This is a genomic window from Microbacterium sp. UNCCL10 (genome assembly GCF_000746195.1).
In the GTDB taxonomy this organism is placed as follows: domain Bacteria; phylum Actinomycetota; class Actinomycetes; order Actinomycetales; family Microbacteriaceae; genus Microbacterium; species Microbacterium saccharophilum.
In genome coordinates, this window is sequence record NZ_JQKT01000016.1 from 25,715 (window position 1) to 39,506 (window position 13,792).

Sequence of the window (13,792 nt, forward strand, 5' to 3'; positions counted from 1 at the left end):
GCGTTACCGTAGAAGGTCGCGGGCGTCGCGCCGCGCGCCGCGCCCGACCGCCTTGGAGCCTCCCGATGACCGATGCCCTGCCCGTCCGGGATCCCGCGAGCCGCTACCGCATCGAGCCGACGGTGCTGCAGGCGCTGCGGAGCCCACGCATCCTGACGCGCGAGGTGCTCGCCGGGCTCGTTGTCGCCATCGCGCTCATCCCGGAGGCGATCGCGTTCTCGATCATCGCCGGCGTCGACCCGCGCCTCGGGCTGTTCTCCTCGTTCATCATGGCGGTGGCGATCGCCTTCCTCGGCGGCCGCCCCGCGATGATCACCGCCGCCACCGGCGCCGTGGCCCTCGTCATCGCCCCGGTCGCCCGCGAGTACGGGATGGACTACTTCATCGCCACCGTCCTCCTCGGCGGCGTCATCCAGATCGTCCTCGCCGCGCTCGGCGTCGCGAAGCTCATGCGCTTCATCCCGCGATCGGTCATGGTCGGGTTCGTCAACGCGCTCGCGATCCTGATCTTCGCCGCGCAGTTCCCGCAGCTGATCGACGTGCCCTGGCTCGTCTACCCGCTCGTGGCCGTCGGGCTGCTCATCATGTACCTGATGCCGCTGATCACCCGCGCCGTGCCCGCGCCGCTGGTCGCGATCGTCCTGCTCACCGCCGCGGCGGTCGTCTTCGGGCTGAACGTCCCGACCGTGGGCGACCAGGGTGCCCTGCCGGAGAGCCTGCCCGAGCTGCTGCTGCCGAACGTCCCGCTCACGTGGGAGACGCTCGGCATCATCGCCCCCTACGCGGCCGCGATGGCCGTCGTCGGGCTCCTCGAGTCCCTGATGACCGCGAAGCTCGTCGACGACATCACCGACACCCACTCGCGGAAGACGCGCGAGGCCTTCGGGCAGGGCGCCGCGAACGTGCTCTCCGGCCTGTTCGGCGGCATGGGCGGCTGCGCGATGATCGGCCAGACCATGATCAACGTGAAGGCCTCCGGCGCCCGGACGCGCATCTCCACGTTCCTCGCCGGCGTCTTCCTCCTGATCCTCGTGCTCGTGCTGGGGGACGTCGTCGCCGTCATCCCGATGGCCGCGCTCGTCGCCGTCATGATCGTCGTGTCCGTCGCGACGTTCGACTGGCACAGCATCCGCCCGTCCACCCTGAAGCGGATGCCGAAGAGCGAGACCGTCGTCATGCTCGCGACCGTCGCGGTCACCGTCTGGACGCACAACCTCGCACTGGGTGTCGGCGTCGGGGTGCTCGTCGCGATGGTCGCGTTCGCCCGCCGGGTCGCGCATTTCGTGAGCGTGCGCCGGGCGGTGGATGAGGACGCCGACGTGCCGACCGTCCGCTACACGGTCGACGGCGAGCTCTTCTTCGCGTCCAGCAACGACCTCACGACCCTCTTCGAGTACTCCCGCGACCCCGACCGCGTCGTCATCGACATGTCCCGCTCGCACATCTGGGATGCCTCGACCGTCGCCGCCCTCGACGCGATCGTGACGAAATACGAGGCGCGTGGTGCGCAGGTCGTCCTCGAGGGCATGAACGACGCGACGACGCGGATGTACGGCCGGCTCACGCAGGGCAGCGCCTGACACACGCCGCCGCGGCGCGCAAGGACCCGGGTTTTCGCGGCGGGTCGCGATAGCGTGGAAAGACCGTCCACGGGCGGCGACATCCGTCGAAAGGGAAACTCCGATGAACTCAGGCACCGAACCGGCCCGCGCCCACGCGCGCGTGACGGGAGAGTCCGCCGAGTTCTCCACCCCGGGCGGCGACGTCGAAACCCTGACGGCCGTCGATGCCGATGGCATCCGGCACCTCATCCTGGCGCGTGCGCGCGAGGAGGCCGTCCTCTCCGGCGCCCCCATCGAAGTGCTCACGAGCGGCGATCACGGCGAGCACCATCTGATTGTGGATGCCGACGGCACGCTCAGCGTCCGGACCAGTGAGAAGACCGTCACGCGGGCCGAGTTGCGCGAGCAGGCGTGGTGGACCACCGAGCCCGCGCCGAGCGCGGAGCCCGCGCCGAGCGAGGAGCCCGCGCCGAGCACGGAGCCCGCGCCGAGCGCGGAGCCCGCGCCGAGCGACTGGACCGCGGCGCTCGACGCCGGGGATGACGACGACCTCGATGCGACGGGGGAGGCGGACCCCGCGCCGGTCGCGTTCGATCTCGGGACGCCGCAGTTCGCGTTCGCGCTCCCGGACGACATCGGCCCGTACGAGCCGTCCACATCCCTGGGCGAACCGGATGCCGATGAGGACGACGAGGACATCGACGACGTCGAGGATGCGCCGTCGCCGTGGGCGCCGGTCTCCGCCGACGCGCCAGCCGCGCTGGACGCGCCCTCCGAGCCCGCGGACGCGCCGGCCGAGCCTGCGGACCCCATGATCGAGTCCGACGAGCCTGCGGGCGCGCCGTCCGGCCGCGCGGATGAGCCTGCCGAGCCCTCCGAGCCCCTCGTGATCCCGCCCGCCATGCCCACCGGGCTCACCGACATCCCGCCGGTCCCCGTCCTGTCCGGTCCGCTCGCGACGTTCGGCGAGAGCGCCCGCCCCTCCTTCATCGAGCCCGCCGGGGAGCACCCCGCGAAGCTCGACGGCTGGCGTGCGTTCCTCGCGCAGCTCGGTCTTCCGATGCGCCCGTCACGGGCCGCGATCGAGCGCGCCGCGCGGGAGATGGCCGTCTCGCGGCACTGGGCCGGCTGCCGGACGATCGCCGTCGCCAACGGCAAGGGCGGCGTCGGCAAGACGATGACCACGGCGGTCCTCGCCGCCGTCTACGCGCGCCACGGCGGTGGCACGGTGCTGGCGTGGGACAACAACGACACGCGCGGCACACTGGGCTGGCGCACCGAGCAGGGCGACTACGACACGACCATCCGCGACCTGCTGCCGCAGGCCGCGAAGCTGCTGGAGACCACGGCGTCGGTCTCCGACATCGCCCGGTACGTCCACCACCAGAGCGTCGACCGCTACGACGTGCTCCGCTCCAACCCTGAGCTCCTCGCTGCGGATCAGCGGATCACGACGGCCGACTTCGACCTGCTCATGCAGGTCGCCGCACGGTACTACCGCATGGTGATCTTCGACTCCGGCAACGACGAGTCCGCCGACCGCTGGCTGCGGATGATCGACTCCGCGCACCAGCTCGTGGTGCCGACGCTGGCCGCACCCGAGTCCGCGGAGTCCGCAGCGCTTCTCCTGGACGCGCTGCGTCGCCGCGATGAGCACTCCCGCCGGCTGGCCGAGAACGCCGTCGTCATCGTCAGCCAGTCGGAGCGTTCGAACGCCGCCGCCGTGCAGGAGATCGCCGAGGGGTTCGTCGGTCACGTGCGCGCCGTCGAGGTCATCCCGTTCGACGACGCGCTGAAGGCCGGCCGCATCCGCTACGGCAGCCTGCAGCCGAAGACGCGCGACGCGTGGATGCGGGCCGCCGCGGCCGTCGCCGACGGTCTCTGAGCCGGCTGAACCGACGGAGAGGAAAGGCGGCCCAGAATCAGGGGCACCCGAAGCCTCGTCCGACCTGGGCCGCCGTCCCACAGCTCGATGACCCGAACATCTCCGCCGAGGGCATGACCAATCTAGCCGTGATCGCCGATCCAGCCCGGGGGCTTGACGGGGACGCTGGGAGGCGATACGCCCCCCTCGCGCCGGGCGGCTCTCCGGCACCGGGCACAATGGAAGGGGCGGGGTCCGCAGACCGGACGGCGACCCCACAGCGAAAGGGAACCATGTCGATCACCGAGCGCCAGATCTTCGAACCCGATGGCCGCGCCATCCCGTACGTCGACGAAGGAACCGGTCCGGCGCTCCTGCTGCTGCCCGCGCGCGGCCTCGACATCACCTACCTGGGGACGCTCGCGAGCGTGCTCGTCGAGGAGGACTTCCGGGTCGTGCAGGTCGGTGCGCGCCGACCTGGCGCCGACGCGCTCACGATGCACGACCTCGCACAGGATGTCGTCGACGTCATGGACCATCTCGGCGTCGAACACGCCTGGATCGGGGGGCACGCGTTCGGCGGCGCCGTCGCGCGCACCGTCGCGCTCGATCACCACGACCGCGCGAACGGCGTGCTGCTGCTGGGCGTCGACGCCGGCGAGACGGAGTCGTTGTCCGGCTCCGCCCCCGACCACGAGTTCCTCGCCCGCGCCCGCGACACCGCGATCGACGCGGTGCAGGCCGCCGCGCTCGCCGCCACACCCGAGCCGGAGTGGGCCGCCATCGCGCCGGGACTCCCGGCCCTCATCATCCAGGGGACCGACGACCGCATCACCCCGGCGGCCGGTGGCCGGCGCCTGCAGGCCAGTGCCGCCGACCGCGCCACCCTCGTGGACATCGACGGCGGCGGCCACCTCTTCGTCTCCACCCACGCCGGGCACACGGCGGCCGTGATCGAGGACTACCTCGACTGGGACTGACCGCCTCCTGCCATAGCCGCGGGCTCGGCCCGCAGGCCGAGTCCGACGCCGAGACCCTAGCGGATCTTCCGGCGGTACACCGCGATCGCGCCGGCGTAGCCGATGACGAGGATCCCCACGAGCCAGGCGAGGGCGATCCAGATGTCGCCGCCCACGGGCTCCTGCGCGAACAGCGCCCGCAGGGTGTCGACGATGGATGTCACGGGCTGGTTCTCCGCGAACCAGGCCACCGGACCGGGCATCGATTCGGTGGGCACGAAGGCCGAGCTGATGAACGGCAGGAAGATCAGCGGGTAGCTGAAGGCGCTCGCCCCGTCGACCGTCTTGGCCGACAGGCCGGCGATGACCGCGATCCAGGTGAGGGCGAGGGTGAAGAGGATCAGGATGCCGGTGACGGCCAGCCATGCCAGCACGGACGCGCCGGTGCGGAACCCGACGAGCAGCGCCACGCCGACGACGACGGCGATCGAGACGAGGTTCGCCGCGAGCGAGGTCACGACATGCGCCCAGAGCACGCTGGATCGCGCGATGGGCATGGATTGGAACCGCTCGAAGATGCCGCCCTGCATGTCGAGGAACAGCCGGTACGCGGTGTAGGCGACGCCGGAGGCGATCGTGATGAGCAGGATGCCGGGCAGCAGGTAGTCGACGTACGCGTCGGCCGAGCCGGTCTCGATCGCGCCACCGAACACGAACGTGAACAGCAGCATGAGCGCGATCGGGGTGACGGCGGTCGTGATGATCGTGTCGGGGCTGCGCAGGATGTGCCGCAGCGACCGGCCGGTGAGGATGGCGGTGTCGCCGAGGACGTGTGTGGTCATCGGTCTGCCTTTCCGGTGAGCGCGAGGAAGACGTCCTCGAGTGACGGCTGCTTCTGGACGTACTCGACCTCCGCGGGCGGCAGGAGGCGTCGCAGCTCCTCGAGGGTGCCGTCCTGGGTGATCCGCCCGTCGTGCAGGATCGCGATGCGGTCGGCGAGATGCTCGGCCTCATCGAGATACTGCGTGGTCAGGAGGACCGTGGTGCCGGCCCCCGCGAGGTCCTTCACGGTCTGCCACACGTCGAGCCGCGCCTGCGGGTCGAGCCCGGTGGTGGGCTCGTCGAGGAAGATGATCGGCGGGTCGCCGATGAGGCTCATCGCGATGTCGAGGCGCCGGCGCATACCGCCCGAGTAGGTCGCGGCCTTCCGGTCCGCGGCCTCGGTGAGGGCGAAGTGCGCGAGCAGCTCGGCGGCGATGGCACCGGGGTGCTTCAGGTGACGCAGGCGCGCGACGAGCACGAGGTTCTCCCGGCCGGTGAGCACGTCGTCGACGGCGGCGAACTGTCCGGTGAGGCTGATGGACTCCCGGACGTCGCCGGCCTCGCGCACGACGTCGAAACCGTGGATGCTGGCCGTCCCGGCATCCGGCGCGAGCAGGGTCGAGAGGATGCGCACGAGAGTCGTCTTGCCCGCGCCGTTGGCGCCCAGGAGAGCGAAGACGGTTCCGCGCGCGACCGCGACGTCGATTCCCCGCAGCACCTTCACGTCGCCGAAGGACTTCTCCAGTCCCGCGACGTCGATGGCTGCGGCGGTCACGGTCGTTCCTCGTCTTCGGCATCCTCGATCGCCTTCGTGAGGCGAGCGCGCTCCTTGTCGATCCACTGCGTGCCGGTGTAGGCCTGCGCGAACGTCTCGGCGAATTCGACGGGGTCCGGCCCGACGATGTCGCGGACGGGTGTGCCGTCGGCGGCGGCGCGCTCCCACAGGTCGGCGAGGTCGCCCAGCATCGTGATGAGGGTGTCGCCGTCGGTGACGCCGCCGTAGTACATGAAGTATCGGTGCAGCGCCTTGGCTGCCGTGGCGTAGGGGCCCGGCAGCGCGTCGATGCGGGCCTTGTCCTGCTTGTACTGCTTCTTCTGCTCCAGCGACCCGGTGAGGGCCTCGATCCATTTGGCGGCCACGTCAGTTCTCCTCTTCAGGGTGGGTGGGGCGGAGGTGTTCGATGCGGTCCGAGAGGAAGCCCCATGTCCTCCAGAACTCTGCAAGCTGGTCTTCTCCCCGGGCGTTGAGGGAGTACACCTTGCGCGGCGGGCCCTTCTCCGAGGGCACCTTCTCGACGTCGACGAAGCCCCGCTGCTCGATGCGGATGAGGAGGGCGTAGACCGTCCCCTCGACGAGGTCGGTGAAGCCCTGCTCGCGGAGTCGCGCCGTGATCTCGTAGCCGTATGCGGGCTGCGTGGAGAGGATGGCGAGAACCACCCCCTCGAGGGTGCCCTTGAGCATCTCCGTCATCTGGCTCGCCACGAGCGGCTCCCGTCTACTCAGTCCTGCTGACTACCGGTAGACGGTAACACTGACTACCGGTAGTTGGCAATACTGACTACCGGAACGGAAGCGACGTCGAGCTCAGCTGCAGAGTTCCGCGAACTGCGTGGTCGCGGACTGGATCGACTCGGCGACCTGGGCGAACTCGTCGTTCGCGACGAGGTCCTCGACATCGTCGGTGGCCCCGAGAGCCGTGGCGAAGGCGCGGACGCCTGCCCGGAAGTCGGACAGGGCTGCCGTCACCTCCGCGTTCGTGATCTCGGGAGCCAGCTCGTCGAGCTCTCCCTCCATCCTGGACATCACCTCGGCGGCGCCGGTCAGGTCACCGTCCTCGGACAGGCTGTCCTGCGCCTCCGCGAGACCGCCCTGGATGTCGGCCATCCCATCGGAGAGGACGAGGCAGGCCTCCTCGACGCTCTGGCTCCCATCGACGGCGGAGCAGCCCGTCATGCCGAGGAGTCCGAGACCGAGTGCGAGGGCGGCGGCGAGGGCGGACGGACGCATGCGGGGATCTCCAGGGTGGGCGGAACAGTCAGGTTACAGCGGTCGCACGCGCAGCCACACGAAACCGTGCGGCGGAAGGGCGAGGCCCTCATCGAGGTCGACGTCCACGCCGAGCACGAGATCGTGTGCCATCCGCTCGAACCCCGACAGCGTCAGCGGATCGATGAGGCTCTGCTCATCGCCGACGTTCGCGAGCACGAGCACGACGGTTCCCTCGCCCGGTCGCTGATAGCCGAGCACGGCGGGGTCGGGCGTACGGAAGCCGACGAGCGCGTTGCCCGCGAACTCCGCGGCGCCGGCGCGTGCGGAGATGAGCTTCGTGAGCCGGCGGTGCACCCGTCCCGCGGCGGTGTCGGCGGTCAGTCGCTCGGCGTACCGGTCCCGCGGCCGGTTGCCACGGTGCACCCAGCGGGAATCGCTCCGCCGGTCGGGATCGTCCGTGTAGGTGTAGTCGTTGAGCTGCGCGACCTCGTCGCCGAGGTACAGCAGCGGGATGCCGCCGGTGGACAGCGCGATCGCGTGCGCGAGGACGACCCGATCCTCGCCGCCCGGGTCGCCGGCTTCGACACCGGCGAGGGATGCCGTGGTCCCGGCGACCCGCGCATCGCCGGTGCGCGGGTTCTCCTGGAACGGGACGCCCCGCGCGAAAGTGCCCTCGTGCCGGCCGACGTAGAAGTCGTTGAGGAATCTGCGGTGCGCGTATCCGTCGATGCCGAGCTCGGCGGCATCCTCATCGGCGAATGTCCATCCGATGTCGTCGTGACTGCGCACGTAGTTGACCCACGCGGTGTGCGGCGGCAGGTCGTGCCGTCGTTCCAATGCCTGCTGGAGGAGGCGCGCGTCGCGGGTCGCGAGCGCCTCCCATGTCAGCGCCATCTGCAGCGGGTTGTACGAGAGCTGGCACTCCTCTGGGGAGACGTAGGTCAGCACCTCGTCGGGGTGCACGATGGCCTCCGATTTGAAGAGCGTGCCCGGCGCCGCCATCGCGAGCAGCGCGTTGAACGCCTGCAGCAGCAGGTGCGCCTCGGGGAGCGACTCGCACGGGGTGCCGAGGCGCTTCCAGATGAAGGCGACGGCGTCCATCCGCAGCACCTCGACGCCCTGGTTCGCGAGGAAGAGCATCTCGCCGGCCATCGCGCGGAACACGGCGGGGTTCGCGTAGTTGAGGTCCCACTGGTACGAGTGGAATGTCGCCCACACCCACCGGCCGTCCTCGAGCTGCACGAACGACCCGGGGTGATCCTCCGGAAAGATCTCGCGGGTCGTCTCCTCGTACGCGTCCGGCATGGTCCGGTCGGGGAAGATCAGGTAGAAGTCCTCGAACTCGGGGTCGCCCGCGTACGCCTTCCGTGCCCACTCGTGCTCGTCGCTCGTGTGGTTGAAGATGAAGTCGAGCACGAGCGAGATCCCGGCTAGGCGCAGCTCCGCCGCGAGGTCGGCGAGCTGCGCCATCGAGCCCAGGCTCGGGTTCACCCGGCGGTAGCTGGACACCGCGTAGCCGCCGTCGTTCGGGCCGTCCGGAGCGTCGAACAGCGGCATGAGGTGCAGGTAGGTCAGTCCGAGCTCGCGGAAGTAGGGGATCTGCTCGCGGATGCCGGCGAGATTCCCGGCGTACCGGTCGACGTAGCAGACGCCGCCCAGCATCCGCTCGGACTGGAACCAGTCCGGATCCTCGGCGTGCCGGCTCCCGCGCACCCGCAGATCGAGCGGGCGGGCGTTCCACGACGCGGATGCCAACGTCACGACCTGCGCGAGCTGCTCCTGCCCGTCGGCGCGCTCGCCGTAGAGGCGGGTGAACAGGTCGTGGAGGCGGGGGAACTGCTCGTCGAACCGCCCCAGGAACGCCTCGTCGACGCGCCCGGACGCATCGGCGGCGGACAGGGCGGCGGCGCGGTCCGCATCGACCGTGGTGAGCGTAGTCATTGGCGTGTGCTCCTCCTGGCATCCACACTAGAGGGAGGCCGTCGCACGGGCGACGGACTCCGCGGGGAGGAAGGACCGCCGATGCACCTCGTCCAGGTCGCGCAGCACGCCGATGATCTCGACCGCGCCGCCGATTTCTACACGGTGCTGCTCGGGGAGCCGCCGGTCGCCCGTTTCGACCCGCCGGGTCTGCTGTTCTTCGACCTCGGCGGCACGCGCCTCCTGCTCGATCGGAACGCGCCGACCGCCCTGCACTACCTGCGCGTCGACAACGTGCACGAGACCATCGAGCGTCTCGCCGGCGTCGCCGACGTCGTCACGCAGCCGCACGTGATCTTCACCCACGACTCCGATCTGCTGGGGCCCGAGGGTCACGAGGAATGGCAGGCGTTCATCCGCGACACCGAGGGCAACACGGTCGGGCTCATCGCCTTCCAGCGTCCCTGACCGGTATCAGGCGCGGGGCCGGCCGCTCCTTCTGTGTGACCCGTGGGGGACGGGTCGCAGCATCCGCATCGCGGATCGAACAGGGGGAGGCGCCATGGCGCTCAAGGGCAATCTCATCGCCATCATCGGTCGGATCCATCCGGCCATCTACGACGTCGTGTTCCCGCATGGGCCGATCGTCGACGTCGCGCACTCGGCGAAGTACGCGCACCGGCTCGCCGAGCTGAACCCGCAGCCGTTGCCGCCGCGGCAGATCTTCGCGGGCATCGAGACGGGCGCGCTCGTGGGGCACGAGCTGGTCCGGGCGGCCGGTATGGCGAAGGCGTTCGGGCTCGAGTTCGCCTTCGACATCGTGGACATCTGCCCACCGCCCCGGCCCCGCCCGCCGTGGCCGTGGCCGTTCCCGTGGCCGCCGCGTCCGTACCCGTGGCGGGTGACCGAGATCGACCCCGAGTTCGACCACGGCTACGCGCTGGGCCTCGGCGCGGTGCTGGAGGCGACGGCGGACGTCTGGCAGCAGCTGCCCGGCGGGGGATTCCTGGAGGAGCTGTACGGCGCGGCGAGCGAGCTGGCTGCCCGCGAAGGCTGACGACGCACCGGATGCCCCGATCGGAGACGACCGGGGCATCCGCGCGTAGCCTGGGAGCATGAGCGCCTACGTCTCGGCGTTCGAGCTGTTCTCCATCGGTGTAGGACCCTCGAGCTCCCACACGGTCGGTCCCATGCGGGCGGGCCGCGACTTCGCCGCGCGCCTCCGCGCGGAGGGTCTCCTTCCCGCCGCGGCGCGGGTGCGCTGTGTGCTGTACGGATCGCTCGGAGCCACCGGCATCGGTCACGGCACACCGGATGCCGTCGTCGCCGGGCTCGCGGGGCTCGAGCCGGAGACGGTTGACCCGGCCGCCGTGCGTGCGGCGTGGACGGACTGGCCGGAGGGCCAGACGCTGCGCCTGGACGGCACGCACGAGATCGCGTTCGCGAAGTCCGACGTGGAGTTCGCGCCGCGGACGCGGCTTCCCGGGCATCCCAACGCCATGACGCTCACGGCGCTCGCCGCGGACGGCGCGGACGTGGCCGAAGACACCTACTACTCCGTCGGCGGCGGGTTCATCCGCCGCGAGGGCGAGCCGCCGCGTGTCGCATCGCGCGAGTTCCCACTGCCGTTCGACACCGCCGAGGAGCTCATCGCGCTCTGCGACGAGCGCGGGATCACGATCGCCGAAGCGGCGCGCCGGAACGAGGAGGCGCTGCGCCCCGAGGAAGAGGTCGCGGCGGGGCTGGATCGCATCTGGGACGCCATGGCGGCGTGCGTCGACGCGGGTCTCGCCGCCGAGGGTCAGCTGCCCGGGATGCTGCGGGTGAAGCGCCGGGCCGGCGCGATCCGGGCACAGCTCGAGGAGGCGGAGGCCGATGGCCGCCGCGAGCTGCCGGGGGAGTGGCTGGGGGCGTTCGCGCTCGCGGTCAACGAGGAGAACGCCTCGGGCGGACGCGTCGTGACGGCGCCGACGAACGGCGCCGCCGGGATCGTCCCGGCCGTCGCGATGTACTGGTGGCGGTTCCTCGCCGACTCCGGGCTCGGGTCGGGGAACGCCGTGACGCCCTACGGCGAGCTGGTCGGGTCGGCGCTGTTGGGCTTCCACGCGCCGGAGGATGCGCCCGTGCCCGGCACGGATGACGCGAAGGCCGTCGCGGACGCGAACCGCCGCCGCGGCATCCGGCGCTTCCTGCTGACGGCGACGGCGCTGGGGTCGCTCTTCAAGGCGAACGCGTCGATCTCCGGCGCCGAGGGGGGATGCCAGGCCGAGGTCGGCTCGGCGTGCGCGATGGCCGCGGGCGGTCTGACCGCCGTCATGGGCGGCACGAACCGGCAGATCGAGAACGCCGCGGAGATCGCGATGGAGCACCACCTCGGGCTCACGTGCGACCCGGTCGGCGGCCTCGTGCAGATCCCGTGCATCGAGCGCAACGCGATCGCGGCGTCGACGGCTGTGACCGCCGCGCGCCTCGCGCTCCGCGGCGACGGCAGCCACTACGTCTCGCTGGATGCCGTCGTCGAGACGATGCGCCAGACCGGGATCGACATGTCCACGAAGTACAAGGAGACGAGCGAGGGCGGCCTCGCCGTCAACGTCATCGAGTGCTGATTCGGCGCCCTCGCGGGGTTCGGTGTCAGTTCGTGCCGCCTCGGGCGGGCCGATGCGGCACGGACTGACCCTCTTGTGGTGACGAGCGGCTCGTGCGCGGGGTTTGGTGTCAGCTGGTGCCGCCTCCGGCGCCGGGATGCGGCGTGGGCTGACCCCTTTCTGGCGACGCGGGGCTCGTGCGCGGGGTTTGGACCCTCTTCTGGTGACGCGGGGCTCGTGCCCGGGGTTTGGTGTCAGTTCGAGCCGCCTTGGGCGGGCTCGTGCGGCACGGACTGACCCTTTTCTGGTGACGCGGGGCTCGTGCCCGGGGTTTGGTGTCAGTTCGTGCCGCCTCCGGCGCCGGGATGCGGCGCAGACCGACCCCTATCTGGCGTCGCCTGCGCGGGCGGCCGCCATCCGCGCCGCAGCAGCGCCCCGCACACGAGTGCGACGGCCTGCGGCTGCCACCCGCGGATGTGCGTCGAGGTCAGCCTGACGACTTCCCAGCCCTGGGCCGCGTAGGCGGCGTACTTCTCGATGTCGCGGTTCCACTGCTGCCGCGTCGTGCGGTGGTGGTCGCCCTCGACCTCGACGACGGTCCGGTACCCGGGGTAGACGAGGTCGCTGATCCCGAGCAGCCGGCCGCTCTCCGTGCGGATCTCGACGTCCAGTTCGGGTTCGGGCAGCCCGGCGTCCTCGGCATCCAGGCGGAAGTCCGTCTCGAGGGGCGACATGCTGCCGACGCGCACGCGGTCCAGCGCCCGCAGCAGTGCGGCGCGGTGCCGACGCCCGGGGACGAGCGCGGCGGCGCGGAGGTCGTCGATCGTCGCGAGGTCGGCCTCCGTACGGTGCCGCCCCCGGTCGTCGCGCGGCACGCGCACGGCCGCATCGCCGACCCGCACGAGGTCGCGCTCGCCCAACCGGCCCGCGAGCGTCGCCCAGGTCGACGCGGAGTCGGTGAGGCGCAGGCCGTCGCTCGATGATCCTCGCCTGGCTCGGAGCGAGCTTCACGCCGTGGATGCCGGTGCGCCGGGGCGCGCGGTGGGGAGGCGGCACCCCGACGCAGAGCTCAAACCCATGCGGCACGCCGAGGCCGAGGATGACACCTGCCGTCGCGCCGACGAAGAACGCCGCCGGTGGCATGAGGAGCGCGTAGGCTCCCGCGCGCCGGAGCACGTCGGCGCGCACGGCGCGATCCAGTGCGAGCGGGCCCGCGTCCTCGATCTCGGCACTGGACGGCGGGCGCAGCCGGACGCCACGGAACGGCGTCTCGAGGTCGCGCGCGCGGAGCCGGCGCGGCGTCGCGCCGGCCGCGAGCGCCGCGCGGCAGGTGAAGGCGTCTGCGAGGTCGGGTGGCAGCGGGCGCGGCGCGATCGGCATCCTTCACTCTTGTCCGCTCGGGGACGCGCGCGACCGCAACCCCGTCGATCGGGGGACGCATTGCGTATGGCGCCCGCCGGGGAGGAAGCGACGACGCCGGCCCCGCAGAATGGGGGCGCTCGGCGCCGCCTCGCGGGGATAGGCGACCCGAACCGACACCCTTCCGGCGGGGCCGGCGCGTGGGGCCCAAAAAGGGGGCGCTCCGCGCCGCCTCGCGGGGATAGAGGCGACCCGAACTGACACCCTTCTGGCGGGGCCGGCGGCGGTGGGCCAGGAAGGGGTCGCTCGGCGCCGCCCCGCGGGGATCGAGGCGACCCGAACTGACACCTTTCCGCTGCGCTGGCAGGGGGCAGTCACGCTCGGCCAGCAGAGGGTGACGTCCCGCTGAGTGGTGGAGTTTCTCAACACCGTGCGGGATCAGCTTCTGTGATTATGCCGCAGTGAGTTCGGGGATGGCGACCTCCTCTTCTGTGACGTGCAGGAGCTTCATGGAGTGCTCGCTGAAGTAGCGTCGGTCGGCGCCGTCCCACTCGTCGTGCTGTTCGATGAGGACGTGGCCGGCCAGGCGCAGCAACGCTGCCGGGTTGGGGAACGTGCCAACCACGTCGGTGCGGCGTTTGATCTCCTTGTTGACCCGCTCCAGAGGGTTCGTGGACCAGATCTGCCGCCAGTGCTGGGGCGGGAAGCCGCAGAACGCGAGGATGTCG

The 13,792-nt window shown here is 71.2% G+C and carries 14 protein-coding genes; 6 read left to right on the forward strand and 8 right to left on the reverse strand.

From position 1 onward, the window contains the following. Window positions 1-65 precede the first annotated feature (65 nt). From BR85_RS13980 to BR85_RS13990, 3 genes are all read left to right on the forward strand, one after another. A complete protein-coding gene (locus tag BR85_RS13980) occupies window positions 66-1,580 on the forward strand; it encodes a SulP family inorganic anion transporter (RefSeq protein ID WP_028497223.1) in 1,515 nt (504 codons plus the stop codon). Between the two features lie 103 nt (window positions 1,581-1,683). Beyond that, a complete protein-coding gene (locus tag BR85_RS13985; protein ID WP_028497224.1) occupies window positions 1,684-3,447 on the forward strand; it encodes a nucleotide-binding protein in 1,764 nt (587 codons plus the stop codon). 272 nt (window positions 3,448-3,719) lie between these two features. Further along, window positions 3,720-4,406, forward strand: coding sequence for an alpha/beta fold hydrolase (locus BR85_RS13990; RefSeq protein WP_028497225.1), 687 nt, complete (start codon window positions 3,720-3,722; stop codon window positions 4,404-4,406). Between the two features lie 56 nt (window positions 4,407-4,462). Here the strand turns inward: BR85_RS13990 and BR85_RS13995 are convergent, their stop codons facing one another. The 6 genes from BR85_RS13995 to BR85_RS14020 form a co-directional block, all read right to left on the reverse strand. Next, window positions 4,463-5,227, reverse strand: a complete 765-nt coding sequence (locus tag BR85_RS13995; protein ID WP_028497226.1) for an ABC transporter permease — start codon at window positions 5,225-5,227, stop codon at window positions 4,463-4,465. Beyond that, window positions 5,224-5,982 (reverse strand): ABC transporter ATP-binding protein, encoded by a 759-nt coding sequence (locus tag BR85_RS14000; protein WP_028497227.1) that lies wholly within the window; start codon window positions 5,980-5,982, stop codon window positions 5,224-5,226. The genes BR85_RS13995 and BR85_RS14000 overlap by 4 nt, the downstream gene beginning before the upstream one ends. Next, complete coding sequence (locus tag BR85_RS15740) at window positions 5,979-6,347, reverse strand: DUF1048 domain-containing protein (protein ID WP_028497228.1); 369 nt, start codon at window positions 6,345-6,347, stop codon at window positions 5,979-5,981. The genes BR85_RS14000 and BR85_RS15740 overlap by 4 nt, the downstream gene beginning before the upstream one ends. A 1-nt stretch (window position 6,348) precedes the next feature. Then, a complete protein-coding gene (locus BR85_RS14010; protein WP_028497229.1) occupies window positions 6,349-6,690 on the reverse strand; it encodes a PadR family transcriptional regulator in 342 nt (113 codons plus the stop codon). Window positions 6,691-6,792: 102 nt separating this feature from the next. Next, window positions 6,793-7,215 carry a hypothetical protein gene (locus BR85_RS14015; RefSeq protein ID WP_028497230.1) on the reverse strand — a complete coding sequence of 141 codons (423 nt, stop codon included), beginning with the start codon at window positions 7,213-7,215 and terminating at the stop codon, window positions 6,793-6,795. A gap of 33 nt (window positions 7,216-7,248) precedes the next feature. Next, the gene (locus BR85_RS14020) at window positions 7,249-9,138 is read right to left on the reverse strand and encodes an alpha-amylase family protein (protein WP_028497231.1); all 1,890 of its coding nucleotides are present in this window, start codon (window positions 9,136-9,138) and stop codon (window positions 7,249-7,251) included. 81 nt (window positions 9,139-9,219) lie between these two features. On the opposite strand from BR85_RS14020, the gene BR85_RS14025 reads away from it, so the two are divergent. From BR85_RS14025 to BR85_RS14035, 3 genes are all read left to right on the forward strand, one after another. Beyond that, window positions 9,220-9,585, forward strand: a complete 366-nt coding sequence (locus BR85_RS14025) for a VOC family protein (protein ID WP_028497232.1) — start codon at window positions 9,220-9,222, stop codon at window positions 9,583-9,585. Between the two features lie 94 nt (window positions 9,586-9,679). Continuing rightward, window positions 9,680-10,174: a hypothetical protein gene (locus tag BR85_RS14030; protein ID WP_051526413.1), complete on the forward strand. Its 495-nt coding sequence runs from the start codon at window positions 9,680-9,682 to the stop codon at window positions 10,172-10,174. Window positions 10,175-10,232: 58 nt separating this feature from the next. Beyond that, window positions 10,233-11,726, forward strand: coding sequence for an L-serine ammonia-lyase, iron-sulfur-dependent, subunit alpha (locus BR85_RS14035; protein ID WP_028497233.1), 1,494 nt, complete (start codon window positions 10,233-10,235; stop codon window positions 11,724-11,726). Window positions 11,727-12,043: 317 nt separating this feature from the next. On the opposite strand, the gene BR85_RS15005 is transcribed toward BR85_RS14035, so the two are convergent. Continuing rightward, window positions 12,044-12,625: a hypothetical protein gene (locus tag BR85_RS15005; RefSeq protein WP_051526414.1), complete on the reverse strand. Its 582-nt coding sequence runs from the start codon at window positions 12,623-12,625 to the stop codon at window positions 12,044-12,046. A gap of 890 nt (window positions 12,626-13,515) precedes the next feature. Next, a partial coding sequence (locus BR85_RS14045) for an IS256 family transposase (protein WP_036275429.1) occupies window positions 13,516-13,792 on the reverse strand: 277 nt, incomplete at its 5' end.